Origin of the sequence: Halocynthiibacter sp. C4 (assembly GCF_028823805.1) — a bacterium.
Taxonomy (GTDB): domain Bacteria; phylum Pseudomonadota; class Alphaproteobacteria; order Rhodobacterales; family Rhodobacteraceae; genus Falsihalocynthiibacter; species Falsihalocynthiibacter halioticoli.
On record NZ_JAPEIE010000002.1, the window covers coordinates 317,353 to 343,576 of the forward strand.

The window sequence follows — 26,224 nt, forward strand, 5'->3', positions numbered from 1 at the left end:
TTCGGGCCCAAAACACTGGCTCGGATCCATGAAACGCGGCGCAGCTGCGCTCTTTATAGCGGCGGCTGTAACGGGGTGTACCTATGTGCCCTATGACGCCACGCGTTCTGTAACAACATCGCTCGACCTTCAGGGGCGCTCAAGCTATGCGGCCGAGATGAAAGCTCTGAGCGCGCGGCATGGCGGCAAGAGCCTCTTTTACCCGCTTGTTCACGGGCAAGACTCTCTTGGCGCACGGCTCCGTTTGATTGATGCAGCGGAATCCACGCTCGACATCCAGTATTTCCTGATCAAGCCTGACCTCGCAGGCGCTGTGTTCTCTTGGGCGCTCATTCAGGCCGCAGAGCGCGGTGTACGCATCAGGTTCCTGATTGATGACGTGTTCACAACCACAACAGACGATCAGTTGGTATTGCTCAACGAGCATGAAAACATCGAAATTCGCCTGTTTAATCCCCTGTCACGCAACGCGCCCAAAGCGTTCAACTTCCTTCTGGATTTCGACCGTGTGAACCGGCGCATGCACAACAAATCCCTGACGGTTGATAACGCGACCACGATCATCGGCGGGCGCAACATTGCCGACGAGTATTTCCAGATCAACAGCCACGCCGAATTCGCAGATTTCGATTTGCTGGCCACAGGGCCGATCGCCGCAGAAGTGGCCCAAACCTTCGACACATTCTGGAATGACAGCCACGCCATTCCGGCCAAAGCATATCGACATCAGGCAACAAAGCGCAGCAGCGACGAACTTCTTGGCGCTCTCGAAGATTTCCAGCGCACCGCCGCTGCAGACATCTATAAAAGCGCTTCGAATTCGGACTTTATCAACGACATTCGCAACGGTGTGATAAAACCCTATGTCGCAGACGCCGAGGTGGTTAGCGATACGCCGCAAAAGCTCAAAGTACCTGTCCACGTTGCAGAACGCACGCTCGCTGATTTTCTGAACCGCGAGATGTGGACTTCAGTTGATGAGGTCACATTGCTTACGCCTTACTTTGTGCCGCGTCCTTATGGGGCCACCTTGTTTAAGGAAATGGAGCGGCGCGGCATTGACGTGCGGATCGTGACAAACTCGCTTGCCGCCACCAACCATTCCTATGTTCATGGCGGATACATGAAGTACCGCAAGGAGTTGCTTGCGGCAGGCGTCGAGATTTACGAGATCAAGACCGATGCGCTACAGGCCCTTGGCGAGCTTCCTGCTGACAGCGACATTGGCCTCACGATGCACACAAAGGCCGCCATTCTTGGACAAGAGAAGGTGTTCATCGGCTCGCTCAACTACGACCCTCGCTCGATCGAAATCAATTCAGAGCTTGGTGTCTTTGTGAATAGCCCGCAGTTTGCGCGCGACCTTGCCCTTGGCGTCGATAACTATGTTGAGAGCCACGCCTATAAGCTCGAGCTCACTTCTGAGGGCGAGTTGATGTGGATTTATAACGGAGTGTCGCCCCCGCAGGTTTCGTTCTCGGAACCTGGAGCAAGCGCAATCCGTCGAGCTGTTGCCCGAATTACAAGCTGGCTTCCCGTGGAAGGACAGCTTTAGGCAAGCCCCTATCCTATCAGCCACTTGTCGTGCTATGGGCGAGGCAAAAGCAAGAATATCGGGCCAACCATGACCAAGACATCCTCCTTAGAAACAGCCGCTTCAGGCGCGGACACTGTCGATGCGACCCTAACAGATTGGCCCCTGCGCCCGTTCTATGTGCGGGCGCTCATCGCAACGCTGTTTGCATTTTTGCTCCTGCGCCTCTGGGCAATGGCCGTGATCCCATTCACCGACACCACAGAGGCCCGCTATGGCGAGATGGCGCGCAAGATGCTGGAGACAGGCAATTGGATCACGCCGCTGTTTGATTACGGCGTACCGTTCTGGGGCAAGCCGCCGCTCCACACTTGGCTTTCCGCGCTTGGACTAGCGGGGCTTGGCATAAGCGAATTTGCCGCCCGCCTTCCGATTTTGCTGACGGGTATTGGCGTTCTGGCGCTCACTTATCTGTTTGCGCGGCGGATGGTTGGCCAAGGGACCGCCCTCCTCTCCTCCGTTGTTCTTGCAAGTGGCGCCATGTTCTTCGGGGCCTTTGCTTACGTAATGACAGATATGCCCATGGCGCTCGGCACCACGCTCGTCATGGTCGGATTCTGGTTCGGCGCGTGTCAGGATAAACAAGACAATCGCTGGGGCATGCTTGTGTTCCTTGGCTTTGCCGTCGGGCTCATGGCGAAGGGGCCCGTTGCGGTTGTTCTTTGCGGAATTCCCACGGTGTTATGGCTACTGGCAACGCGGCGGTTTGTTTGCTTTATCCGCCTACCATGGTTCAGGGGGCTGGCGCTGATGCTGCTTCTTACGGTGCCGTGGTATGCACTTGCGGAGTACGAAACGCCGGGATTCCTGCGGTATTTCATCATCGGCGAGCATTACGAACGCTTTGTTGTTCACGGCTGGGAAGGTGATCTTTACGGCAGTGGCCATGGGCGCCCCAAAGGGATGATCTGGCTGTTCTGGCTCGGAACGGTCTTTCCGTGGACAATCGCCTTCCTCGCGCTTTTGGCCTTCCCGCGCCGTATCTGGCGGGCCTTCCGGTCGGAACGCGGCGCGTGGTTGATTTATCTCTTCTTGTGGATGATCGGCCCGATGATCCTGTTTACCCCTGCGGCCAATATCCTCCCCTCCTATGTCCTCCCCGGCCTTCCCGCCGCAGCGATCCTTTTGGTCACGCTTGCAGGGCATATTCGCGGCTTTCATATCGGGCGGCTTGAGCGCATCGGATTTTCTACGTTAACAGCGACGAGCTTTTTACTCTTTGCGGTTGTTACGCTGATTGAATGGCAAGCGCCCGGCGTATTGAACCTGCGATCGCACAAAAGCGTTGTGACCGCACTTGAGGACTACGCGCCTGATGCCGACGCCTATTCTGTTGGGCCGCGCAGCTTCTCTGTGGAGTTCTATACCCGCGGCCAAGTTGAGCATATCTCGGTTGACGATATCGACCCAACCCGCCCCAATGCGGCCTATATAATCGCGACCAAAAACTTCAAGCGGCTGTCGCCCGAAGCGAAATCAACTCTCAAACGCATTGACACAGAGGGCCGCTACACGCTGTTGTTAGGGCCGAGTGAAAGCAATGCAATCGCAGGGGAAACCGAGTGACGACACAACGCGGAGATACCACGCAAACGGCGCTCGGTACCGATAGACCTGAGCTGTCTTTCGTCATTCCGGCGCATAACGAAGAGGGCAACATCCTTGAAACCCTCAAGCGTGTGTCGGCCAAGGCGCAGGAATTGGTAACCACCGCCGAGATCATCGTGGTTGATGATGGCAGCGCGGATGCAACCGTTGCCAAGGTGAAATCTGCGGATGTGCCAACCCCTGTTGTCTTGCTGCGCCTGTCGCGGAATTTCGGCAAGGAACAGGCGATCATGGCGGGGCTTGAGCGCGCCACAGGGCAAGCGGTTGTGATCCTTGACGCCGACCTGCAAGAGCCGCTGCGCTATGTGGACACGATGATGGAGCATTACCGCGACGGCTATGAGATGGTCTATGCGGTGCGGGACAACCGAGAAGACGAGAGTTTTGCAAAGCGCAACCTGACCAAAGCCTTTTATCGGATGATGTCAGTGGGCAGCAAATTCACCGTTCCGGAAGACGCCCGCGATTTTCGCTTGATGGACCGTGCTGTGGTTGAGGCCCTGCTCGACCTGCCCGAGCGCAATCGGTTTATGAAGGGGCTTTATGGCTGGGTCGGGTTTCGTTCCATCGCCATTCCCGTTGTGCTTGAGAAACGCACAGAAGGGGAAACGAAGTTTGGCTTCCGAGGGTTGTTTAGCCACGCGTTTACGGGCCTCACGAGCTTTACAAGCTGGCCTTTACGGGTCTGGACGTTGATCGGCGGTATCCTTGCGCTGTTCTCAATTCTCTATGCGGTATGGATCACCATCCGAACGCTGATTTGGGGTGCGGATGTGCCGGGTTGGTCAACGCTTACGGTGGCGGTGTTCTTCCTTGGGGGGATACAGCTTATTTCCATCGGCGTACTTGGCGAATACCTTGGCCGCATCTTTACCGAGGTAAAAGGCCGCCCAGGGTATATCGTGGCCGAGGAAATCCTCGCGGGTGACCACGTGGCGGCCAAAGACGCATGAACATCGGCGAAATCCTACGGTTTGGTGGTGTTGGTGGCATAGCGACGCTGGTGCATATGGCCGTTGGAACTGGGCTGATCACGATTGGCGTGGCGCCCCTATTGGCCAATATCGGCGCGTTTCTGGTGGCGTTCGGGGTGAGCTTTCTGGGGCATCACAAGATCACGTTCGCCGCGAATGGCCGCAATCCGCGGCGAGCGTTTCTGAGGTTTGCGCTGGTGGCGCTCATCGGGTTTGCGATCAATGAAAGCCTCTTGGCGCTGCTTCTTTGGATATCCCCTCTGGCTCCACAGATCGCGCTGCTGATTTCGACAGCATGCGCTGCGGCCTCAACTTATATCCTGAGCCGCAACTGGGCTTTTGCCAGCCAATCAGACGACAATTAATCTATCTGCTATTTGCCCCTCGAAATCAGAAAAGGGCGCACAATCTGCGCGCCCTTCCCGTTCCATTTTGCAGCGTGGCTGCGGTTATTCGGTTGCCGAAGCTTGCTCCGGATCCACCTTGGGTTTGCGGTTCTCGCCTTTGATCCACTCCCGCAAGGACTGCATCACAACGTAAAGCACAGGCACCAGAATAACGCCGATCACAGTTGCCGCCAGCATGCCGCCAAACACAGCAACACCAATGGCTTTCTGGCTCGCGGCCCCCGCGCCGGATGCTACCAGAAGCGGAACCACACCGAGCAGGAACGACAGCGCCGTCATCATCACAGCACGGAAACGCTGACGCGCCGCTTCGGTTGCGGCCTCTCTGATGGTGGCCCCTCCTGCGCGCTGCTCCATGGCAAATTCTACAATGAGAATGGCGTTCTTGGCCCCTAGCCCCACGAGCATAATCATCCCGATTTGGGTGTAGAGGTTAATATCGCCTCCCGTCACCCAGACCGCGACCAACGCCCCGAACAGGGCCACTGTCACCGAGAGCAAAATCGCAACTGGCATTGTCCAGCTTTCGTATTGCGCCACGAGAAACAGATAACCAAAGAGGATCGACATGATAAGAATGACCTGAACCATCCCCGCAGAGGATTGCTGCTGCTGCGCGGTGCCCGTCCACTCAAAGCCATACCCCGGAGGCAAGGCCTCTGCAGCGACTTCTTCGAGGACGCGGATTGCATCCCCCGTCGACATACCCGGTGTTGGAACACCTGTAATGGTTGCCGCGCGGAACATGTTGTAGCGGTTCATAAGAACCGGCCCCAGCACGTTCTCGACATCGATCAGCGTTCCCAACGGCACCATCTCGCCGTCCACCGAACGCACATAGAGCGCGGCGATGTCCTCGATCTGGTTTCGGTAGGACCCATCGGCCTGCACCATCACTTTATAAACGCGACCAAATAGGTTGAAGTCGTTTACATAGATCGAGCCCATATAGGCTTGAAGCGTTGTAAACACATCATTGATCTGCACGTTCAGCGACTTGGCCTTTTCGCGATCAAGATCGACGAATACTTTTGGCACGTTGGCGCGGAAAGTTGAGTAAGCCTGCGCCAATTCGGGGCGCTGGTTCGCTGCATAGACGAGCGAGCCAACAGCGGCCGACAGGTCTTGAGCGGTTCCGCCACCGGTTTGCTGGACCTTCATCTCAACGCCCGCGCTCATCCCAAGCCCAGGAATGGGCGGTGGATTAAAGGCGATGATGCTCGCGCCGACCTCCTGATAGGCCAATCCGAGAATACGTTCCAACACGCCGTCCGCTGACAGTTCGTCCGTTTGGCGATCGTCCCACGGATCAAGGTTAACGATGATCATGGCGCCGTTACCGCCAGAACCATTCAAGAGGCTAAAGCCGTTCACGATAATGGTGGATTCCACGCCCGGTATCTCTGTGAGCTTGGCGTTGAAATCAGCGGTCAGCGCCTCTGTTCGCTCGATGGAGGATGCATCTGGAAGCTGTACATCAACAAAGAGGTTGCCGGTATCTTCGGTCGGAAGAAAGCCTGCCGGAACAGTCTTGAGCAAGCCGCCGGACCCAACGAACACCGCGCCAAGCACGAGAAGGCTCATCAACGCCACCCGCACAAAACGCGACACAATACCAACATAGCCACCGCGCAACTTATCGATCCCGTCCTCAAACACCGCGAGCAGCCCTTTCGGACCGCCTTTACGTGGCTTCAGCACAATCGAACAAAGTGCTGGCGAAAGCGTTAGAGCGTTGATCGAAGAGATCAGCACCGCGACCGAAATCGTCACCGCAAACTGTGAATAGAGCCTGCCTGTAATTCCCGGCATAAAGGTCACGGGAACGAAAACCGCAAGCAGCACAAGCGTTGTGGCAATCACTGGGCCGGTGATCTGGCCCATCGCTTTGCGCGTTGCTTCGGCTGGGGGCAAACCCTCGTCCGCCATAATGCGCTCGACGTTTTCAACAACAACAATCGCGTCATCCACCACAATCCCGATGGCCAGCACGAGCGCAAAGAGCGAAATCGTATTGAGCGACATTCCAAAGGCCAGAAGGAACGCAAATGTCCCGATCAAAGAAACCGGAATAGCGACCATCGGAATAACCGTCGCGCGCCAGTTCCCAAGGAAGATGAACACAACCGTCATCACAAGCACGAACGTCAGAATGAGGGTCGAGACAACATCCTGCAACGACTGCTCGACAAAGCGTGTGCTGTTGAACGGCACCGCATATTCCACATCATCGGGAAATGCCTTGGACAGGCGCTCAAGCTCTGCGAGCACCCGGTCAGACACCGCCAGCGCGTTGGCGCCCGGAGTCTGATAAACCGCCAGAACAGTCGCCGGTTTGCCGAGATACAAACCCGAAGCGTTGTAGTAGTTTGAACCGAGTTCAATCCGCGCGACGTCCTTGATGCGCACGATGCTACCGGAGTCGCCGGTACGGACGACGATATTTTCGAAGTCTTTTACATTATCAAGACGTCCTTGCGCCGTGATGGTGTATTGAAACTGCTGCCCCTCTGGAACAGGCGGCGCACCAACAGAACCCGCTGAAACTTCGATATTCTGTTCGCGGATCGCGCTGATAATATCAATCGGCGAGATCGAAAGCGACGCCATCCGTTCCGGATCCATCCACATACGCATCGCATATTCGAAGTTGGTCAGAACATCGGCCTTACCCACACCATCGATCCGCGCCAGCGCGTCCTTGAGGTTGATCGAGGCATAGTTCGACAGAAACAGCTCGTCATACGTTGAGTCCGGGGACACAAGCGTGGCCACAAGCAACATATTGGTCGAGGCTTTCTCCGTCACGACACCAGTGTTGGTCACTTCGGTAGGAAGCTGCGACGTTGCCTGTGCCACGCGGTTTTGCACGTTGACCGAAGCAATATCGGGGTCTGTTCCGATTTCGAAAGTAACCGAAAGACTATAGTTGCCCGTGTCTGTGGAGTTGGATGACATATACATCATCCCGTCCACCCCGTTTACCTGCGCCTCGATCGGCGCGGCCACGGTGTTTTCCACCGTCTCGGAGTTGGCGCCAGTATAGTTGGCGCTAACGTTCACCACGGGTGGCGTAATGTCTGGGAACTGCTCTACCGGCAGAACCCTAAAACCAATCGCGCCCATGATGGTCAGCAAAAGCGAGATCACAATGGCCGTCTTCGGCCGTGCGATAAAGATTGAGGAAAACATCGATTATTCCTCCGGCGAAGCAGCAAGCACCGCTTCTACAGGCGCGCCAGGGCGAACACGTTGCAGCCCCTCGATAATCACAACTTCCCCTTCGCGCATACCGTCTTCAACGATAATGGCCGCACCGATTTGTCGCCCGAGGGTAACGTAGCGTTGTTCGACTAATGATTGATCGGTCACAACAAGAACAAACGGCCCGCGCTGATCTCGCTGCACCGAGGCCATTGGAATAAGCAACTGGCTTTCGGGCTCTACGGCCTCAAGAAGAACGGTCACGAACCCGCCATCAATGATCATCCGCTCCGCATTATCGAAGATGGCACGCAACGCGATGGTGCCGGTGAGCGGATCAATAACGTTATCGATAAACGTGATATCGCCGGTTTCTTCGAGAATTCGACCGTTCTGAAGCTTCAAGAGCACATTCGGAAGCCCCACGGGAACATCATTTTCGCCGCGCTCCATGCCGTCATCATCAACAACGGTGATCAACTGCTTTTCGCTAACGGAGAACGTCACATAGATCGGTGCCTGCCGCACGAGCGAAGTCAGCGGCCCCGTGCTAGGGCTAACAAGATCCCCAATACTTGGCTCGATCCGTCCGATACGACCATCAAACGGCGCAACAATATCGGTATAGCTTAGGTTAAGTTCCGCAATTCGGATCGCGGCTTGTGCGGAGGCGACATTGGCCTCTGCGACCTTTTCATTGGCAAGCGCAATATCACGATCGGCCACTGTTCCGGCATCGCGATCCAAAAGGGTCTGTTTCCGATCAAGCTCAATTCGGGCAAGCTCTAGATCAGCTTCAGCACGTTCGAAATCAGCTTTCCGTGCTTCAAGCGTGGCTGCAAGATTATCTTTTTCGATGCTAAACAGGACATCCCCAGCCTTCACAAAGGCCCCTGCTTCGACATGGATCTCTTCAACAAAGCCTTCGACCCGAGTCACGATATTGATCTTATCAACGGCCTCACCACGTCCGATAAACTCATGCTCGTCACGGATTTCCTCAGTATAAGCCGCCGCAACGCCGACTTTCGGCGCAGGAGGCTCCTCTTGGGCACTTGAGCTTGATGCAACAAATGCAAAAACGGCGGCAACAGTTGCCGCGCGCGAGAGAGTTGCGAAAGGGTGAAGTGTTCGGGGCATTTATGCTGCCTCCTGTTCCAATTTGGCGTTGTTTTTTAGGTTGGCTGGATAGTGGCGCATAACCCCCAATCAATGCAAGAACGCAAATTGGATAACGGCTATTTTCCTGCCACTCCCGAAAGCAAAAAACGCGTTGGAAACAGCCTGTTTACACGCAAATCTTATGGAAAAATTGACAACCCGTGATTGATTGGCCAACCATCGCACATCCAGACACGGGAACAGACAGACGAAGATGACCAAACCAACCCATAAACACGGCGGCGCGTTGCTCGCAGATTGCCTTGTGGCTCAGGGGGTGGAGCGGGTGTTTTCCGTGCCTGGCGAGAGTTTTCTCGCAGCACTTGATGGCATGCTGGATACAGACATCCAGATCATAACCGCCCGACAAGAAGGCGGAGCTGCGATCATGGCGGAAGCAACGGGCAAGCTTACGGGCAAACCCGGCGTTGCCTTTGTGACCCGCGGCCCAGGTGCAACAAACGCCAGTGCAGGCGTGCATATCGCATTTCAGGATTCAACGCCGATGGTGTTGTTTATCGGCCAAGTCGCCAGCGACCAGCGCGACCGCGAAGCGTTTCAAGAGGTCGACTACCGCGCCATGTTCGGCCCGCTTGCCAAATGGGTGGCCGAGATCGACCGCGCGGATCGCATCCCCGAATATATCAGCCACGCGTTTCACGTTGCGCAATCCGGACGGCCCGGCCCCGTGGTGCTTGCGCTGCCCGAAGACATGCTCTCTGGCCCTGCAAAAGGCGCACCTGCCCCTGCGGCGGTTCTGCCATCCGGACGCGCGGCGGATGCGGACATCGCAGAGGTGATCAGCCGTTTGAAATCCGCAGAGCGACCAATCGTAATCGCTGGCGGCGGCGGATGGACCAAAGACGCAGCCCTCGCGCTCGGGCAGTTTGCCATGGCGCTCGATTTACCCGTTGGGACGTCGTTCCGATGCCAGGACTATCTGGACAACCGTCATCCGAATTTTGCAGGCGACGTGGGCATTGGCATCAATCCCGCCTTGGCAAGCCGCATAAAAGAAGCTGATGTCGTACTCGCGCTCGGCCCACGCCTCGGAGAGATGACGACCTCTGCGTACACGTTGTTTTCCGCGCCTGTTCCGCAACAATCCCTCATTCACATTCATGCAGACCCAAACGAACTTGGCCACGTCTATCGACCCGATTTTGCGGTTGTGGCCACGCCAGCCTCCGCAGCCATCCAACTTGCGCGCGCCGCGTCCAAAGCCCCACGACGTGCGGCCCGCACCGAAGCACGCGCCGACTATGAAGCGTGGCAAGTTCCTGCCCGCGCCATCGATTCGGATGCACCTTCTGTTCAGATGGAATATGTCATCACACATCTAAACGAGGTGCTGGATGATACGGCGATCCTTACCAATGGCGCAGGAAATTACGCGGCTTGGCTACACCGATACTACCGCTACCGCGCGTGGCGAACACAGCTCGCGCCAACCTCCGGCTCCATGGGATATGGCCTTCCCGCCGCAATTGCCGCGAAGCTTGCCGACCCAACCCGCGATGTGATCTGCCTCGCCGGAGATGGGTGCTTTCAGATGGTCAGTCAGGAATTCGGCACCGCGGCTGCCGAAGGCGCAAACATCGTAGTTCTTGTGTGTGACAACGAGAAATACGGCACGATCCGAATGCACCAACAGAAAACCTATCCTCACCGCCCCTCCGGCACGGCGCTCAAGAACCCCGATTTCGCCGCCCTTGCCCGCGCGCACGGCGGCTTTGGCGCAACCGTGGAGAACAACGCAGAGTTTGCCCCCGCACTGCGCGAAGCACTCGCCGCCAACGCGCCTGCTCTTTTGCATCTAAAGCTTGATCCAAAGGCGTTGTCACCCGCTCTCGACCTTGAATAAACGCAAACGGGCGCTCCGTAAGGAACGCCCGCCATTCAGCTTTAAGTAAAGATCAAACTATTCGATCTCGTTTTTATAAACTTTGCCGTCTTTCATAATCAGATCAAAATTTGCATGAGGGTCAGCGACGAGATCGATATCTTCGAGCGGATTTCCGTCCACAAGGATCAAATCGGCATAGGCCCCTTCCTCGATCACACCAAGCGCACCATCCTGATAGGGATGGCGGGGACCGGATAAGGCAAGCAGCTCTGCATTCGTGGATGTTGCCATTTTCAAAATTTCATAAGGCGAATACCAATTTTGAAGCTTGGCAAGAAACGCGCCTTGCCGCTCTGCGAGCGCGGGATCAAAGAGGATATCCGTTCCGAATGCGACCTTAACGCCGACCTCTTTGGCCATCTTATAGGCCGCGTCGGTTCCATTGGTGACAGCAACCCATTTGGCTTGGCTGTAGGGGTCATCAAAGGTGAATCCGTCCTCATCATCCAAAAGCGGCTGGATCGAAAGCCACACATCATTGTCGCGCATCATTTCCATTGTTTCGCGGCTCATCAGGAAACCGTGCTCAATGGATTTTACGCCTGCTTCAATCGCCGCTTGAATTGCGTCATCGGTAAAGAGATGTGACGCGACATATGTGTTGTAAGTCTCTGCTACTTCTACAAAAGCCTTAAGTTCGGCCATCGTAAATTGGCGCGCATCAAGCGGGTCATAAATAGAGGACACCCCGCCGCCGCCTGCAATCTTGATCTGGCTTGCTCCCATCCGCATGACTTCGCGGGTGCGTTTAATGACCTCATCCACGCCATCGGCCATTCCCAACAGGCCGACCGAATACCAATACCACTGGGAGTCCGCCGGATTTGTCGGCACAGCCTGATACGGGCGATAGTCAAAATGCCCGCCAGTCTGGCTGATGGGCGGACCAGAAGGAAGAATACGTGGGCCGAGAAGCTCCCCTGCATCAATCATCTTTTTCGTCGCGAGCGGGTTACCACCCAGATCGCGCACGGTGGTAAAGCCCCGCATCAACGTGGCTTCGGACCCTTTGGCGCCACGAATGGCAACCTCGAGAATGTCGCCCGTCACAACTGTGTTTTGTGGGGTGCAGCAATAAGATGTGTGCCAGTGGACGTCGATCAATCCGGGGATCATCGTGCGCCCGCCTCCGTCAATCACCTTGCCGCCAGCAACCGCAAGCGGTTCCGTCGAAATTTGGGAAATCAGGTTATCGGTCACTACGACGTTGGCGTTCTCGATCAGGGTTTCATTCACCCCGTCAAACACATTCACATTGGTGATAAGGGTCGGCATTCCGTCCTGCGCTGCGGCCGAAAAAGGCAGCAATGTCAGAGCGATAAGAGAGGCGGACAATCGGGAAAAGCTATGCATGGAATTTCTCCTGTCAAATACCTTCTCATCTTTACCAAGCGGATGGAATTATTCCAGTTGTCATTTTGACCGACGAGTGTGTTTTCTGCTTAGAGGGTGGTAGCGGCCTGCGCTTAATCCGTTTTGAGGCGCGCTAGAACAAGCCCCAATAGTGGTAGATTGACGCGATTTTCCGCCTACGTCCACTCTATCAACCGGCCCAGAATTCGTTGGAAAATATGGACAAAATATGCTACAAATCACCTGTTATTTCAATTATTTAACAATAACGGAGACTTATTATGTTTCGAAGTACTCTTGCGCTTGCATTCGCCTCTGTAGCGCTCGCAGGCTGTGTGGAAAATTCCGGTTCAGACTATGACTATTCCAATTCTTCAAGCGCAACGGCTGTTGCCGAAGCTGCATGCCTTAGCGCAGTTGCCGCGCAGACCAATCGCCCACTCAGCGATCATTCCGTCGGACAGGTTCTAACTTCCGAGGCTGGTATCTCTGTGGATGTGATTGTCGCTGGCGCGGAGAACCGTTGGTCCTGCCTGTCTGATGCTGCTGGCAATGTTCAGGGGGCATCTTACGTCGGCGAAGGTTAAGCATTTAACACATTAAAAACAAAACCAGCGTGCTCCGATTGCAGGCTGGTTTTTTGTTGCGTGCCAGAAATTCCGCTCCTGTTTCAGCCAAGGAGCAGGGATTTATGGTGGTTATCACAGTCGAAGCAAAAACAACGCCAGACACAGCTAAACGAAGTCATACCGTAATGCGCTTTCAGAATGAGAATTTCCAATCGGAAAAAGTGAGGCCGAAATCAATAGCTTGTCTCGATTTTTTCGCGCGGCCATTCTAGCCCCTACTATCAAATACTCAGATCTCGATTGCCTGCAACAACACGAAATCGCCACATTTCGCCACATTTCTTCCTTATTTGGCAATTTTGCGCTATAGTGACGCCCTCGGTCCGTTTGTCTGCTCGACGTTGACCGATTGTGACAACCGACAATTACGTCGGAGTATTTAGTTCAAGGGAGTTACAAGTATGAGAAGTTCTCATTACAAGAGTTTAATTACGACAGCTATTATCGGTGCTTTTGCTGCGAGTAGCGCGCACGCACTGGTTTCCCCGGTAAAAGAAAGAATTGGCACCCAAAACTTTCTGCACAGCTCAGATTTTCTGAATTCTACTTCAACACTTGTCGCAGGTTATATGGATGCCGCACCAAGCGTTGGGAAGATTTTCCTGACCGACGAGTCTCTGTACTTTGTGACTGCTGACGGCGGCGGTGGCGGCGGTGATGACGGCGGTGGCGGTGACGACGGCGGTGGCGGTGACGACGGCGGCGGCGGTGACGACGGTGACGACGGCGGCGGCGGTGACGACGGTGGCGGCGGTGACGACGGTGGCGGCGGTGATGACGGCGGCGGCGGTGACGACGGCGGTGGCGGTGATGACGGCGGTGGCGGTGATGACGGCGGCGGCGGTGACGACGGCGGCGGCGGTGACGGCGGCGGCGGAAATGACGATGATGATAATGACGACAGTAAAGAGAAGCGCGGTAACGGCAACTCTACTGCAACCAACGGCAACTCCGGAAATTCCAACGGTAACGGTGCCAAGACCACTGATGGCAACCAAGGAAATGGCCGCGGCGGCAAGAAATAACTAAGAATCGCCTATACAAAACCAAAGCGCGCGGAACATTTTCCGCGCGCTTTTTTGCTTCATAGGAATTATAGCAGAAAACCGTTGATGAGGTAACGCCTTAGAAGTTGATTGTGCCCCCGCCGCCGCCAGTTACCGAATAAACGACGCGGTCAGGTTGTGCGTCCGCGCCATAGACGATCGTCGCGTTGCCGGATTTACCATCTGTGCAGGTCAGGGTCGAAAGCTCACGTGCATTTGCGGTTGCGATGTCGTCATAAACGGCGGTGCACACTCGGGACGTGCTGCTTAATGTAAAGACATGCTTGCCGTCGGTGCGTTGGCTTACGCGGCCCGAAAAGCTGCCATCTTTGCTGTCTAGCCTACGCCAGCGTCGGATGTGCCCTCAACGGTTTCGACACACCCCGCCAGAGCGAGTGCGAAGGCAACTGCCGACATTTTTGGAAGCGTGGAAAGAAATCTTGTGTTGGGTGAGAAATGTTCGCGCATGGTCTTACTCCTAACCTGCTGATTGAAATACTTTTGAACTTACCTCAAGCCGCCCTTTTGCGTCCTGCGCTTCAGGGTTTCTGAGGGGAACTCGTTATAACTTTGGTGATAGTAACTTGCGAAGCGGCCAAGATGCGTAAAGCCACAGTCAAGCGCGACATCCTGAACCTTTGTGTCAGGCGGACAAACCAGCAACTGGCTCCGCGCCTTGCGCAGGCGGGTTCGCGAGTGCCTGTCCCACGGGGTTTCACCGCGGTAATGCTTGAATGCACGCTGTAATTCGCGCACCGAAATCCCGATTGATGCCGCGATATCGGCAACTTTGAGTGGCTCGTTATAGTGCGCTTCGATAAATACCTCAGCCTCGGCCAGTTTGCGCTTAGAGACAGGGCTCGCCACGGGCTGCTCAAACCTGTCGAGATCAATCAATTCCGTGAGTCATTCCTGTAGCAATGTCTCGGCCAAGGCCCACGCGAACGGGTTTGAGTGAAAAGGCGCTTCGGAATTCAAATCCGACATGATGTAATCCACAAGATTGTGGAGCGAGCCGGCCACATTTGCGCGCGTTTTGGCTAGAGGCTGGGGTTGAGGCGCCCCTACCCCAGTTTTACCTTCGAACGTTGAGCAAGCGTTTGGTCTGCTTCGAACTGGCTCAGGAAAACCTCGCCAGACAAATCCGCCACAAAGCTCGACCTGTTTAGCCGATCCAGCACGGGGCCTTTGACCTCGCTCAGATGCAGCCTGATCCCCGCGTCCTTTAGGCGATGGTCAATCTGTTCCAGACTCTCAAGTGCGGAAGCATCAATAAAGTTCACCGCTGAGCACATCAGCACGACGTCTCGGATTTCGGGGTCCATCGACACCGCGTCGTTGATTGTATCTTCGAGGAAGCGCGCGTTCGGGAAATACAAGCTTTCGTCCACTCGGATTGATAGCACACCGGGCGTTGTCTCGACGCTGTGGCGCTTGATGTTACGATAATGCTCCGTCCCCGGTACGCGACCAACAACTGCGAAATGCGGGCGCGATGTGCGCTAGAGAAACAAGACGAGCGAAGACAAAACGCCAACGGCAATGCCAACCTCAACGCCGAAGATCAACGTTCCGAAAATTGTGCCAATCATCGCGGTGAAATCGGATTTTGAGTAAGCCCATGTCTGTTTAATCCCTTGCAGATCAATCAACGACAAAACAGCAACAAGGATCGTCGCCGCAAGTGTGGCTTTCGGCAAGAAATACAGCAGTGGGGTCAAGAAAACTGTTGCGAGCGCGATGCCAACAGCAGTGAAGGCTCCTGCCGCAGGTGTCCGCGCGCCAGCGTCGAAGTTCACAACCGAGCGCGAAAATCCGCCCGTCACAGGAAACCCACCAGAAACCGCAGCCCCGATATTCGACGCGCCCAGCGCGATGAGCTCCTGATCAGGGTCGATACGCTCCCGCCGTTTTGCGGCAAGGGTCTGTGCCACAGAGATCGTTTCGACATAGCCGACGACGCCGATAATCAGCGCGGGCAGAAACAGCGATCCCCAGAGATCGGCATCAAACGGAGGGAGCTTTGGGGCGGGCAGCCCACGTGGAACCTCGCCAACGATTGAAACGCCAGCGGTCTGAAGTTCAAGCAACCAGACCGTTAGGGTCGTTACAATTACGGCCAAGACCGGCGCTGCTTTGGATAGGCTGTTCGCCAAGTTAGTCGAGAGGCCACGCCGCACGAGCAATGGCGCGAGGCTGCGCCGCGACCAGACCAGAAAGCCGATGGCACCTCCCCCAACAGCTAAAGTTGCAATGTTAGTGGTCGATAGACCGGTCGCAAGCCCAGCGCCCAATTCTAAAAGCGTGTGCCCTTCGATATTAAAGCCAAGGATGTGTTTAAGCTGGCCGAATGCGATGATGATCGCGCTGGCCGTGATAAAGCCGGAAATTACAGGGTGGCTTAGAAAGTTGGAGAGAAACCCCATACGTGCAACCCCCATCGCGACCAGTATCCCTCCTGACAACAACGCAAGGACAATCGCCGCGCCGATATATTCAGGGGTGCCACGCGAAGTTAGCTCTCCTATCGCCGAAGCGGTCATCAAAGATGCCACGGCTACTGGGCCAACTGCCAATGTCATCGATGTTCCGAAGAATGTGTAGATCACCAGAGGCGCAATAGAGGCATAGAGGCCCACTTCGGGCGGCAATCCAGCAAGCAAAGCATAAGCCAGCGACTGCGGGATCAGCATGATCGTTACGATAATTGCAGCAGATGCATCCGCCGAAAAGGTCTCGCGGCTATAGGATGGCGCCCAGTTCAGGATAGGTAGATAACGCGACAGCATCGAAGACCTCAAATATCGTAAAATCGGTTTCACAATGACGGCGCAACTTGCGCCGCCTGTTTTGTTTTCGTCTAGGCCTGTGCAGCCGACTGTTTGCTCTGCGCCAAAGACCATGCATTTGCGGATCGCGCGCCAGAGCGACAATAGGCAAACACCTTAGCATCAGGCTTCGCAGCTAGGCGATGGAGGCTTTCGGCCTGAGCCGTAAATGCCTCTCCGGGTGTAATGGGCAGATAGTGAAAGGCAATGCCCAATGTCGCGGCGGCACTTTGCAAGCCTTGTGAAGTTGGGCCCGCGGGGAGTTCTGCATCCGGCCTGTTACAAATCACGTCAGTGAATCCGAGCGAGGCAAGGCGTTGTAGATCCTCTTCAGATATCTGCGCGCCGACAAAAACATTCGGTGCAAGTTGAGTCATTTCCATTTCGCACCTCATGATGTTGCAAACCGAATACGTTTGGCAGGAACGGCAAGGATCATTCCAAAGATCATCGCCCCAACAAAGAGCAGCCCTTCCCATCCACCGAACGACAGTGCCGCAAACGAAGGACCAGGACATAGACCAGCCAGCCCCCACCCCGCACCGAAGATCATCGAACCAATAGCAAGGTCTTTTGTAATCTTCTGATTTGGACGCGCCGGAAAAGTAGACCCAGCGATTGGAGCTTTGCGTTTTTCAGCAATCCGCCACGCAACCGCCATTGGAAGGATGGCACCACCAAGCACAAAGGCAAGCGTCGGATCCCAGTTTCCAAAGATATCGAGCCACCCCTGTACACGGCTGGTATCAACCATACCCGAGATCAGAAGCCCCAAACCGAACAGGGCACCGCTGGTTAATGAAAACAGACCACGCATCAGATCACTCCCAATAGATGTTTAAAGAGAAGGACGCTCACACCCCCAGCAAAGAGGTAGAAGCCCGTCGCCGCGATGCCACGCAAAGACAACCGTGATATTCCGCATACCCCATGGCCGCTGGTGCAGCCATTTGCCAAGCGCGCACCAAACCCAACAAGTATACCCGCAGCGATAAGGATGACCGGATCAGATGTAATATTGGTTTGTGCATCAAGGCTCATCACCTTCACCGCAACCCAAGGGGCCGCAATCAAGCCGAAGACAAACAACGCCCGATCACGCCATTCGCTCAAGCCCGAGCCATCGACGAGACCGCCAATGATACCGCTTGCGCCCATAATCCGTCCGTTTCCAAGCAGGTAGATCGCACCGGCCAACCCGATGACTAACCCGCCAACGAGTCCGTAAATATAACTTTGTTCAATCATGGGTTCAGAGCCTGTTTACTGGAACTTTGAAATAGACGGTGCCGTCGTCTTCGGCGGGCGGCATCTGACCGGCCCTCATGTTCACCTGAAGCGATGGGATGATCAGCTTGGGCATGGCAAGCTCGGCGTCGCGGGTGTTGCGCATGGCGACGAACTCCTCTGCGCCGCGCCCCTGCCCTACATGCTTGTTAAGCTCTTTTTGCGCGCCGATTGTGGTTTCCCATGCATATTCATCGCGCCCCGGTGCTTTGTAGTCATGCCCGACAAAGACGCGTGTCTCATCGGGAAGGGTAAAGAGTTTCTGGATCGACGCGTAGAGTGCCTCAGCAGATCCGCCAGGAAAATCGGCGCGCGCTGTCCCGAAATCAGGCATGAAGAGCGTATCCCCAACGAAAGCCGCATCGCCAACTACGTAAGTTAGGCAAGCCGGTGTATGACCGGGCGTGTGCAAGACAGAGGCCTCGATAGTCCCAACTGTGAATATATCGCCCTCTTCGAAAAGCTTGTCGAACTGGCTGCCGTCACGCTGGAACTCTGTACCCGCGTTAAAAACCTTACCGAAGGTGTCTTGTACAACGGTGATTTTTTCCCCGATGCCGATTTTGCCGCCCAGTTTTTCCTGAAGATATGGCGCGGCGCTGAGGTGATCCGCGTGCACGTGTGTTTCAAGGATCCAGTCAACGGTCAGGCCATTTTCCTGAACGAAGTCGATAATCTCATCCGCAGAGCGAAAATCGGTGCGCCCAGATGAATAGTCGAAGTCCAAAACGGAATCGACAATCGCACAATGTTGGGTTGCTGGATCAATAACGACGAAAGACGCAGTGAAGGTCGCTTCGTCGAAAAAAGGTTTTACGTCTGGTTTCATGTCTATCTCCAATCGATCTGCATTCGATATATTAGAGATTTATAATATGTCAACGCCCGGACCTGAAAAATATTAAAGAAGTTGAATATTTCAGATTTTGCCTTATGTAGAAACCCAAAGCGAAACGGAAATTGCGATATGTCCATACAGCTCGAAATAGATACCAACGCCCTTTCGACCTTCACCGATGGTGGATCAGACGCGCCCGACCAGGCCGCGAAGTTTCTGAAATCTATTGCGCATCGGGATCGGCTCAAAATCCTCTGCGGCCTCTTGGAGGGAGAGCAATCTGTTGCCGCGATAGAGCAAAAGGTCGGCGCGAGCCAATCGGCGATTTCGCAGCATCTTGGTAAACTCAAGGACGAAGGCATTGTGCAGGCGCACCGCGAAGGGCGTCAAATCTTCTATTCAATCTCCGACCCGACAGTCTTGAGCGTAATTGAAATCCTCTATCTCAGGTTCTGTGCGGAAGAAGATCCGGCCGAAAGCGCTTGAGGCTCGAACTGTCCGTAGACCTTCCTTACAGACCATACTACATCACCAACATTCTGAGCGCCCCGTGACTCCGAGCAACTGACAGCTCGGAGCAAGCCTTAGCGACGACATCTCCCGCCTCGACCTCGTATCCGAGGACGTTCTACCCTGTTCTCTTCAGGTAGAAAATATCTGGAATTCTGCGCGCAAGTGACCGCTGCAGGGCACTGCTCTTGAGTGCGAAGCCAACCGCGAAGTCAGATATTTACATTAAAAATCAATATAATAAAACCAACAGCGAGTCCGTTTCCGAAAAAAATTTGACATAAGTGTTAAAGTATTACTTAATGATTCCCGAATAGATTGTTATTCACTAGGGAGGACGAAATGAAACGAAGAACTTTACTATTGGCGAGCGCTGTTGCTCTGATGCCAGCGGCGGTTTTTGCGGCGGATTTGACTGTGGGTTTCTCGCAGATCGGGTCTGAATCCGGTTGGCGCGCTGCGGAAACATCGGTTGCAAAACTGGAGGCCGAGAAACGCGGCATCACGCTCAAGTTTGCTGATGCTCAGCAGAAGCAAGAGAACCAGATCAAAGCGATCCGCTCATTCATCGCGCAGGGCGTTGACGGCATCTTTATCGCACCTGTTGTTGCGACAGGTTGGGATGAAGTGCTCGAAGAAGCAAAAGACGCCGACATTCCTGTACTGCTGCTTGACCGAAAGGTTGACGCATCAGACGACCTCTATCTGACCTCGGTCACATCCGACACCGTCTATGAAGGCAAAGTTGCCGGTGAGTGGCTGGCCGAAGCAGTTGGCGGCGCGGAGTGTAACATCGTTGAGCTTCAGGGCACGACAGGCTCCTCGCCCGCGATTGACCGTAAGAATGGTTTTGAACAGGGCATTGCAGGCAGCGACAACCTAAAAATCGTGCGTTCGCAAACGGGCGATTTCACGCGAAGCCAAGGTAAAGTCGTAATGGAAAGCTTCCTCAAGGCTGAGGGCGGCGAAAACATCTGTGCGCTTTATGCTCACAACGACGACATGGCCGTTGGTGCGATCCAAGCGATCAAGGAAGCTGGCCTGAAACCGGGCGAAGACATCCTCGTTGTCGCGATTGACGCTGTGCCGGATGCGCACCTTGCCATTGCCAATGGCGAAATGAACGCAACGATTGAGCTGACGCCAAATATGGCTGGCCCTGCGTATGATGCGCTCGAAAAGTACCTCGCAGATGGCACAATGCCGCCGAAATGGATCCAGACAGAATCCCGTCTGTTCACCGCTTCGGACGACAACAATGCCATCTACGAAGAGAAAAAACAGCTTGGTTACTAAAGTTTCCTAATCAAGACACTCTCTCTGTTCTTGATTAAGTGCCCCCGTGTCTCATGATGTGGGGGCACACCCTATAGCCAAACAAACGAGATAGCTCCATGCCAGACCAGCCGACCCCAATGTTGCAAGCCCGTGGCGTCACCAAATACTTTCCGGGCACGATCGCGTTGGACAATGTCGATATCGACCTGTTTGGCGGCGAAGTTCACGCCCTGCTTGGCGAGAACGGCGCGGGGAAATCTACACTTATCAAATGCCTGACCGGCGCTTATCGGCGCGATGAGGGCACAATCACACTCGAAGGCGAACCCGTTTCGCCTGCTTCTACGGCCGAAAGCCTGTCTCTTGGGATTGGCACGGTCTATCAAGAAGTAAATCTGCTGCCGAACCTAACGGTTGCGGAAAACCTGTTTTTGGGGCGACAACCGACCCGCTTTGGCATGCTCTCGCGCAAGAAAATGGTAAACCTTGCCCGCAAGACACTGGCCGAGTTCGGGCTCGATATTGACCCCGCCGAACCGCTGACATCCTATTCTGTCGCCGTGCAACAGGTCGTGGCCATCGCGCGCGCGGCCGAAATGTCGGGCAAGGTCCTGATCCTTGACGAGCCCACCGCTTCGCTTGATCGCGAAGAGGTTCAACTCCTGTTTTCGGTTATCCGCAAGCTCCGTGATCGCGGGTTGGCCATTGTTTTCATTACCCATTTCCTTGATCAGGTCTTTGAAATCTCTGATCGGGCAACCGTCTTGCGCAACGGCCAGAACGTCGGAATGCGACGCTTGGCAGAAGTCACACAAAAAGACATCGTGACATTGATGCTTGGGCGCCAATTGGAAGAGCGAATTCACGTGCGAAGCGGCGGCACGGCCGGAGAGCTTCTCGTGAGCGCTGATACCCTCAGTAAGCGCGGGATGATCGAGCCGTTCTCGCTTGATATTCACAAGAGCGAAGTCGTGGGCCTTGCGGGGCTCCTTGGGTCTGGCCGGACCGAAACCGCCAATCTCCTCTTTGGCGCGGTTCAGTCAGACCACGGCAACGTAAAAGTTCAGGGCAAAAAAATCCGCCTAAGTAACCCGCGTGATGCAATCGCTCACGGGTTTGCGCTCTGCCCCGAGGATCGAAAAACCGAAGGGATCGTCGGGGAGCTATCGGTCCGTGACAATATTATCCTCGCCCTTCAAGCTCGTCAGGGCTGGAGCCGCCCGCTGTCTCGTTCAAAGATCAATGAGATCGCAGAGCATTATGTCGAGGCATTGGATATTCGCCTCGCTTCGCTTGATATGCCAATCCGCCTGCTTTCGGGCGGCAATCAGCAAAAAGCGCTTCTGGCGCGCTGGCTGGCGACGGATCCAGACTTCTTAATCCTTGATGAGCCGACGCGCGGCATTGATGTGGGCGCGCACTCCGAGATTATCTCGCTTATCGAAGACCTGCGCGACAAGGGCATGGCGCTCTTGGTTGCCTCCTCTGAAATGGAGGAGCTTGTCGCCTACTCGACACGCGTCATTGTGCTGAAAGATCGCGAGCAAGCCTGCGAACTGACCGGTGATGACATCACAACCGCAAATATCGTGCATGCAATTACCGACGAAACACTCGAAAGACCTTCAAATGCCCGGACCTAACAGCTCTGTTCTCAAGCGCATTCTGCCCCAGCTTGTTATTCTGGGCGTGGTGCTTCTCCTTAACTTTATTGTATTCCCCGATTTCTTTCGGATCGAGTTCAAGAACGGCCGCCTCTTTGGCAGCTTGATTGACGTACTCAACCGCGGCGCGCCAACCGCTCTCTTATGTGTAGGCATGACGCTGGTGATCGCGACGAAGGGGATCGACCTTTCCGTCGGTGCTGTGATGGCGATAGCGGGGGCAACGGCGGCATCTCTTGTGGTTGAAGGGCACGGCTGGTTTACCGCGCTTCTTGGCGCGCTGGCTGTTGGTGGTCTTTGCGGGCTGTGGAATGGGGTTCTTGTTGCTGTCATCCGCATCCAACCGATTGTTGCCACGCTTGTTTTGATGGTCGCGGGCCGCGGCATTGCACAGCTTATCACCGAAGGCACAATCCTTACGTTCAACAACGAAGGCCTCGTCCGCCTGGGTGCAGGGACAGTTGCGGGCATACCGACGCCCATTGTGATTTGGGTTGCCCTTGGCGCGCTTGCAACATTCGTCATCAGACGCACAGCGCTTGGCCTGCTGATCGAAGCTATCGGCGTGAATGAAACATCTTCGCGGCTAACGGGCATCAACTCCCGCGTCATTCTGATCTGTGTTTACGTCATGTCAGGGCTTTGTGCGGCATTGGCAGGCGTTATCGTTGCCGCCGATATCAAAGGGGCCGATGCAAACAACGCCGGCCTCTGGCTTGAGCTTGACGCAATTCTTGCGGTTGTGATCGGCGGAAACTCATTGCTTGGCGGGCGGTTCTCAATCGTTGCCTCATTGCTAGGGGCTTTGATCATACAGTCGGTCAACTCTGTCATTCTGCTGTCTGGCATGCCACCGGAGTTCAACCTCGTCATCAAGGCACTTCTGATCCTTGCTATTCTTGTGATCCAGTCTCCGAAAATCGGACACCTTGTCTATATGTTCCGCGCTGCTTCTGGCGGACGCAACATCGCCTCTCCTACGCGACCGGCAGCCTCGCCCCTCGTTCCAAACAAGGATAAATAACCATGATCCGCACCACGCATCTTCCGCTTCTGGTTACGCTTGGAACCTTTGTCATCGCCTTTGCGCTCTGTGCGTGGCAATATCCGGCGATCTTCTCAACCCGCGTTGCCGCGAACCTGCTGACGGACAACGCCTTTCTCGGCATCGCGGCCGTTGGCATGACCTTCGTGATCTTGTCTGGCGGGATTGATCTGTCGATCGGCTCGGTTATTGCGTTCACCGGCGTATTCCTTGCCGTGATCCTTAGGGACACAAACATTCACCCCCTCGCCGCTTTTGCACTTGTTCTTGTGATTACAACTGCGTTTGGGGCCGCAATGGGCGCGGTCATTCACTACCTTGAGATGCCCGCGTTTATTGTAACGCTTGCGGGGATGTTTCTGGCGCGCGGCGCAGCCTATGTCCTCTCAACTGACAGTGTGCCGATCACCCATGAGTTCTTCAGCACGCTTCAGGATATTTACTGGAAAGCCCCTTCCGGCGGACGCTTTCGCCTGATCGGTGGAGTGATGCTGCTGACGTTTATCATCGGTGCAATCGTCGCGCACCGCACAAAATTCGGCCAAAACGTTTTTGCCATGGGTGGCGGCGCGGCAACAGCGCGTTTGATGGGAGTGCCGCTAGCATCCACAACCATCCGTATTTACGCCATTTCCGGTGGCCTTGCTGGGTTGTCCGGCATTGTATTTTCGCTCTACACCTCTGCGGGATATTCACTGGCAACAGTTGGCGTAGAACTTGATGCAATCGCCGCAGTTGTTATCGGCGGAACACTCCTCACCGGTGGTTACGGTTTCGTTGCTGGTACCTTCTTCGGCATCCTGATAATGGGGTTGATACAGACCTACATTGTGTTTGACGGCTCCCTGTCGAGCTGGTGGACAAAGATTGTGATAGGTGGTCTACTTTTCGCGTTCATCCTGCTTCAGAAAGGGCTGACTTGGGCAACGAGAACCGGCAAAAGACAATCGACTGGCTTGGCAACGCCCTCGTGACTGTTGTGTCTCCTGGCGCACGTGATGCGCGCGCTTCAAACCACACAGATTTCGTTGTGGATGCCCTCGGGAAGGCCATCATTGCTGGGGAGTATCCGGCCAAAACGATGATCCCGCTCGATCCCGACCTGTGCGAGATATTCAACGTGTCGCGCACCGTGATCCGCGAAGCCAAGAAAACGCTCATTGCAAAAGGTCTTATTCAATCCAAAGCCAAGGTCGGCACCCATGTGCGCCCGCCCAGCGAATGGAATATGTTCGATCACGATGTGCTGCGATGGCACACGGCTCTGAAGAACCCGGTGCAGTTCCACGATGAGCTGTTTGAAATTCGCCTGTTCTTCGAACCCGCCGCCGCCGCAAAAGCCGCGCGAAGCGCGAACAATATCGACTGTGACAAACTGTTTGAACTCTGCGATGCCCTCGCTAATGCAGAAACCCGTGCCGAATTCGCAATTGCCGACTGTGAATTCCACAAACGCGTGCTGGGCCTCTCCGGCAACCGGTTTTTGCAATCTCTGGGCGATATCGTGCAAACCGCACTCTACTCGCTGTTCATGATCGAAAAGGATGAAACGTTCCTAAGTCTGCGCGAAGAAATTGCACAAAACCACAGACGCGTGGCCGAAGCGATCTCCACCGGGGCGGCTCAAGAAGCCAAAGAAATAATGGAACATGTCATCACACAGGGCCAACTCAGGCTCCAAGCGCCGCGAAAATAATCAGGCGCGCTCAGCAAGCGAAACTTGTCAGCAAAATCACGCAAAATCTTTACGGGCGTAAAGTTTTTTGTAGCAAAATTGAAATTTCGGCCTATCCTACTAACACAGACAAAGAGAGGCCCAGCAGGCCCGCAAAGGATGGGCGATGAGTGAGTCAAAAATAAAGAACATGGAAGACTTCGCAGCCGTTAGCGGGATCTCCAGGCCGACAATATCCAAATACTTCAACGATCCGGACAGCGTGCGGAAATCGACCCGAGCGCGGATTGAAGCCGCGCTTGAGAAGCACGATTACAGGCCGAACATTTATGCGATCAACCAAAACCGCAGACAGACCAAAAACATCGGCCTTGTGGTGCCCAACCTGACCGACCCATTTTTTGCCGGCATCGCACGTACAATTGAAGGCATGATCGTAGAGGCTGGCTTTAACCCGCTTCTGCTAAGTTCGCACGCCGGACCGGAACAGGAGTTAGCCAATCTGGAGAGCTTGCGCGCAATCAAACCTGCCGGTGTGTTGTTGGCCCCTCTGGGCCGAGCTTCCGATCATGAACGGGTCGCAGAGTTCGCAGAGGAAGTCCCGACCGTGCTGTTTGACGCCAATCTTGAAGGCGTTGGCGAGGCATTTTTCGGCTCTGACAATGATCAAAGCATTGAATTAATTGTTGAATACCTATGCCGAACTGGCGAGCCCCCCGCATTTTTCGAAATGAAGAACCCGATTAACCCTAACGCCTATAAACGTCGGACCGCATATGTCGCGGCTATGGAGCGGTTAGATCAAGAACCCCACTTGATACAAACAGATGGCGAAGGATGGGACTTTGAAGAGATTGGGTTCAAAGGCGGAACAAGGTTGATCGAAAACCGTCTACTGCCGACAAACACGGTACTTTGCTCAAACGATCGACTGGCGATCGGCTTTCTGTCCGCTGCTTATGAAAACGGCCTGAGAGTGGGCTTGGGCGCAGGAAGCGCTCTCCGTGTTGCCGGACATGACAATCACCCCTTCTCTCAATACACCTGCCCTTCCCTCACAACCGTTTCTCAGGATTACGACTCAATTGGAGCGCGCAGTGTTGAAACGCTTCTTGCCCTAATCGAATCAGAAACCCGCGCGAAAGATAGAGACGTCACGTTATTTGAAGGCCGACTCATCATGCGGGGGTCTGCCTAAGTTATTGATCTTGCATGCG

General features: G+C 54.9%; 24 protein-coding genes and 1 pseudogene. 14 read left to right on the top strand and 11 right to left on the bottom strand.

Features of this window, described 5'->3' with window-relative positions; genetic code table 11:
* Positions 1-28: 28 nt before the first annotated feature.
* From OU789_RS08630 to OU789_RS08645, 4 genes are all read left to right on the top strand, one after another.
* Positions 29-1,555, top strand: coding sequence for a phospholipase D family protein (locus OU789_RS08630; protein ID WP_274655079.1), 1,527 nt, complete (start codon positions 29-31; stop codon positions 1,553-1,555).
* Positions 1,556-1,624: 69 nt separating this feature from the next.
* A complete protein-coding gene (locus OU789_RS08635; protein WP_274655081.1) occupies positions 1,625-3,160 on the top strand; it encodes an ArnT family glycosyltransferase in 1,536 nt (511 codons plus the stop codon).
* On the top strand, positions 3,157-4,155 hold the full coding sequence (locus OU789_RS08640; protein WP_274655083.1) for a glycosyltransferase family 2 protein: 999 nt from the start codon (positions 3,157-3,159) through the stop codon (positions 4,153-4,155). The genes OU789_RS08635 and OU789_RS08640 overlap by 4 nt, the downstream gene beginning before the upstream one ends.
* Positions 4,152-4,541 carry a GtrA family protein gene (locus tag OU789_RS08645; RefSeq protein ID WP_274655085.1) on the top strand — a complete coding sequence of 130 codons (390 nt, stop codon included), beginning with the start codon at positions 4,152-4,154 and terminating at the stop codon, positions 4,539-4,541. The genes OU789_RS08640 and OU789_RS08645 overlap by 4 nt, the downstream gene beginning before the upstream one ends.
* A gap of 84 nt (positions 4,542-4,625) precedes the next feature.
* On the opposite strand, the gene OU789_RS08650 is transcribed toward OU789_RS08645, so the two are convergent.
* Both OU789_RS08650 and OU789_RS08655 read right to left on the bottom strand, forming a co-directional pair.
* Positions 4,626-7,775 (bottom strand): efflux RND transporter permease subunit, encoded by a 3,150-nt coding sequence (locus OU789_RS08650; RefSeq protein WP_274655087.1) that lies wholly within the window; start codon positions 7,773-7,775, stop codon positions 4,626-4,628.
* Positions 7,776-7,778: 3 nt separating this feature from the next.
* Complete coding sequence (locus OU789_RS08655; RefSeq protein ID WP_263952807.1) at positions 7,779-8,927, bottom strand: efflux RND transporter periplasmic adaptor subunit; 1,149 nt, start codon at positions 8,925-8,927, stop codon at positions 7,779-7,781.
* 235 nt (positions 8,928-9,162) lie between these two features.
* Between OU789_RS08655 and OU789_RS08660 the strand changes: the two genes are divergently transcribed.
* Complete coding sequence (locus OU789_RS08660; RefSeq protein WP_274655090.1) at positions 9,163-10,812, top strand: thiamine pyrophosphate-binding protein; 1,650 nt, start codon at positions 9,163-9,165, stop codon at positions 10,810-10,812.
* 57 nt (positions 10,813-10,869) lie between these two features.
* On the opposite strand, the gene OU789_RS08665 is transcribed toward OU789_RS08660, so the two are convergent.
* Positions 10,870-12,207 carry a metal-dependent hydrolase family protein gene (locus OU789_RS08665; protein ID WP_263952805.1) on the bottom strand — a complete coding sequence of 446 codons (1,338 nt, stop codon included), beginning with the start codon at positions 12,205-12,207 and terminating at the stop codon, positions 10,870-10,872.
* Between the two features lie 281 nt (positions 12,208-12,488).
* On the opposite strand from OU789_RS08665, the gene OU789_RS08670 reads away from it, so the two are divergent.
* Both OU789_RS08670 and OU789_RS08675 read left to right on the top strand, forming a co-directional pair.
* Complete coding sequence (locus OU789_RS08670; protein WP_274655093.1) at positions 12,489-12,794, top strand: hypothetical protein; 306 nt, start codon at positions 12,489-12,491, stop codon at positions 12,792-12,794.
* Between the two features lie 611 nt (positions 12,795-13,405).
* Positions 13,406-13,861: a hypothetical protein gene (locus tag OU789_RS08675; protein WP_274655095.1), complete on the top strand. Its 456-nt coding sequence runs from the start codon at positions 13,406-13,408 to the stop codon at positions 13,859-13,861.
* A gap of 100 nt (positions 13,862-13,961) precedes the next feature.
* Here OU789_RS08675 and OU789_RS08680 read toward each other — a convergent pair whose 3' ends face one another.
* The 8 genes and pseudogenes from OU789_RS08680 to OU789_RS08715 form a co-directional block, all read right to left on the bottom strand.
* On the bottom strand, positions 13,962-14,135 hold the full coding sequence (locus OU789_RS08680; RefSeq protein WP_274655097.1) for a hypothetical protein: 174 nt from the start codon (positions 14,133-14,135) through the stop codon (positions 13,962-13,964).
* Between the two features lie 83 nt (positions 14,136-14,218).
* Positions 14,219-14,350 carry a hypothetical protein gene (locus OU789_RS08685; protein ID WP_274655099.1) on the bottom strand — a complete coding sequence of 44 codons (132 nt, stop codon included), beginning with the start codon at positions 14,348-14,350 and terminating at the stop codon, positions 14,219-14,221.
* A 39-nt stretch (positions 14,351-14,389) separates the two neighbouring features.
* Positions 14,390-14,779, bottom strand: a complete 390-nt coding sequence (locus OU789_RS08690) for a helix-turn-helix domain-containing protein (protein ID WP_274655101.1) — start codon at positions 14,777-14,779, stop codon at positions 14,390-14,392.
* Positions 14,780-14,946: 167 nt separating this feature from the next.
* Positions 14,947-16,671: pseudogene (locus tag OU789_RS08695) on the bottom strand (SulP family inorganic anion transporter).
* A 71-nt stretch (positions 16,672-16,742) separates the two neighbouring features.
* Positions 16,743-17,087: a TIGR01244 family sulfur transferase gene (locus tag OU789_RS08700; RefSeq protein ID WP_274655103.1), complete on the bottom strand. Its 345-nt coding sequence runs from the start codon at positions 17,085-17,087 to the stop codon at positions 16,743-16,745.
* 14 nt (positions 17,088-17,101) lie between these two features.
* Positions 17,102-17,527, bottom strand: coding sequence for a DUF6691 family protein (locus OU789_RS08705; protein WP_274655104.1), 426 nt, complete (start codon positions 17,525-17,527; stop codon positions 17,102-17,104).
* Complete coding sequence (locus tag OU789_RS08710; protein ID WP_274656024.1) at positions 17,527-17,955, bottom strand: YeeE/YedE family protein; 429 nt, start codon at positions 17,953-17,955, stop codon at positions 17,527-17,529. The genes OU789_RS08705 and OU789_RS08710 overlap by 1 nt, the downstream gene beginning before the upstream one ends.
* A gap of 7 nt (positions 17,956-17,962) precedes the next feature.
* Positions 17,963-18,826: an MBL fold metallo-hydrolase gene (locus tag OU789_RS08715; protein WP_274655106.1), complete on the bottom strand. Its 864-nt coding sequence runs from the start codon at positions 18,824-18,826 to the stop codon at positions 17,963-17,965.
* A gap of 138 nt (positions 18,827-18,964) precedes the next feature.
* On the opposite strand from OU789_RS08715, the gene OU789_RS08720 reads away from it, so the two are divergent.
* The 7 genes from OU789_RS08720 (at position 18,965) to OU789_RS08750 (ending at position 26,205) form a co-directional block, all read left to right on the top strand.
* Positions 18,965-19,321 (top strand): ArsR/SmtB family transcription factor, encoded by a 357-nt coding sequence (locus tag OU789_RS08720; protein WP_274655108.1) that lies wholly within the window; start codon positions 18,965-18,967, stop codon positions 19,319-19,321.
* A gap of 366 nt (positions 19,322-19,687) precedes the next feature.
* The gene (ytfQ, locus tag OU789_RS08725; protein ID WP_263952795.1) at positions 19,688-20,641 is read left to right on the top strand and encodes a galactofuranose ABC transporter, galactofuranose-binding protein YtfQ; all 954 of its coding nucleotides are present in this window, start codon (positions 19,688-19,690) and stop codon (positions 20,639-20,641) included.
* A 98-nt stretch (positions 20,642-20,739) separates the two neighbouring features.
* A complete protein-coding gene (locus OU789_RS08730) occupies positions 20,740-22,266 on the top strand; it encodes a sugar ABC transporter ATP-binding protein (protein WP_274655111.1) in 1,527 nt (508 codons plus the stop codon).
* Positions 22,253-23,311, top strand: coding sequence for an ABC transporter permease (locus tag OU789_RS08735; protein WP_263952793.1), 1,059 nt, complete (start codon positions 22,253-22,255; stop codon positions 23,309-23,311). Before OU789_RS08730 ends, OU789_RS08735 begins: the two co-directional genes overlap by 14 nt.
* Before the next feature lie 2 nt (positions 23,312-23,313).
* Complete coding sequence (gene yjfF / locus OU789_RS08740; RefSeq protein WP_263952792.1) at positions 23,314-24,306, top strand: galactofuranose ABC transporter, permease protein YjfF; 993 nt, start codon at positions 23,314-23,316, stop codon at positions 24,304-24,306.
* Positions 24,252-25,028 (top strand): FadR/GntR family transcriptional regulator, encoded by a 777-nt coding sequence (locus tag OU789_RS08745; RefSeq protein WP_274655114.1) that lies wholly within the window; start codon positions 24,252-24,254, stop codon positions 25,026-25,028. The genes yjfF and OU789_RS08745 overlap by 55 nt, the downstream gene beginning before the upstream one ends.
* Before the next feature lie 145 nt (positions 25,029-25,173).
* Entirely contained in the window at positions 25,174-26,205 is a 1,032-nt protein-coding gene (locus OU789_RS08750) for a LacI family DNA-binding transcriptional regulator (protein WP_274655116.1), read from the top strand.
* Positions 26,206-26,224 lie beyond the last annotated feature (19 nt).

Coding starts and splice junctions, on each gene's coding strand:
- OU789_RS08735 (WP_263952793.1), top strand. CDS start 22,253: ATGCCCGGACCTAACAGCTCTGTTCTCAAGCGCATTCTGCCCCAGCTT.
- OU789_RS08655 (WP_263952807.1), bottom strand. CDS start 8,927: ATGCCCCGAACACTTCACCCTTTCGCAACTCTCTCGCGCGCGGCAACT.
- OU789_RS08650 (WP_274655087.1), bottom strand. CDS start 7,775: ATGTTTTCCTCAATCTTTATCGCACGGCCGAAGACGGCCATTGTGATC.
- ytfQ (WP_263952795.1), top strand. CDS start 19,688: ATGAAACGAAGAACTTTACTATTGGCGAGCGCTGTTGCTCTGATGCCA.
- OU789_RS08750 (WP_274655116.1), top strand. CDS start 25,174: ATGAGTGAGTCAAAAATAAAGAACATGGAAGACTTCGCAGCCGTTAGC.
- yjfF (WP_263952792.1), top strand. CDS start 23,314: ATGATCCGCACCACGCATCTTCCGCTTCTGGTTACGCTTGGAACCTTT.
- OU789_RS08660 (WP_274655090.1), top strand. CDS start 9,163: ATGACCAAACCAACCCATAAACACGGCGGCGCGTTGCTCGCAGATTGC.
- OU789_RS08670 (WP_274655093.1), top strand. CDS start 12,489: ATGTTTCGAAGTACTCTTGCGCTTGCATTCGCCTCTGTAGCGCTCGCA.
- OU789_RS08685 (WP_274655099.1), bottom strand. CDS start 14,350: ATGCGCGAACATTTCTCACCCAACACAAGATTTCTTTCCACGCTTCCA.
- OU789_RS08700 (WP_274655103.1), bottom strand. CDS start 17,087: ATGACTCAACTTGCACCGAATGTTTTTGTCGGCGCGCAGATATCTGAA.
- OU789_RS08635 (WP_274655081.1), top strand. CDS start 1,625: ATGACCAAGACATCCTCCTTAGAAACAGCCGCTTCAGGCGCGGACACT.
- OU789_RS08630 (WP_274655079.1), top strand. CDS start 29: ATGAAACGCGGCGCAGCTGCGCTCTTTATAGCGGCGGCTGTAACGGGG.
- OU789_RS08720 (WP_274655108.1), top strand. CDS start 18,965: ATGTCCATACAGCTCGAAATAGATACCAACGCCCTTTCGACCTTCACC.
- OU789_RS08665 (WP_263952805.1), bottom strand. CDS start 12,207: ATGCATAGCTTTTCCCGATTGTCCGCCTCTCTTATCGCTCTGACATTG.
- OU789_RS08715 (WP_274655106.1), bottom strand. CDS start 18,826: ATGAAACCAGACGTAAAACCTTTTTTCGACGAAGCGACCTTCACTGCG.
- OU789_RS08730 (WP_274655111.1), top strand. CDS start 20,740: ATGCCAGACCAGCCGACCCCAATGTTGCAAGCCCGTGGCGTCACCAAA.
- OU789_RS08645 (WP_274655085.1), top strand. CDS start 4,152: ATGAACATCGGCGAAATCCTACGGTTTGGTGGTGTTGGTGGCATAGCG.
- OU789_RS08705 (WP_274655104.1), bottom strand. CDS start 17,527: ATGCGTGGTCTGTTTTCATTAACCAGCGGTGCCCTGTTCGGTTTGGGG.
- OU789_RS08675 (WP_274655095.1), top strand. CDS start 13,406: ATGGATGCCGCACCAAGCGTTGGGAAGATTTTCCTGACCGACGAGTCT.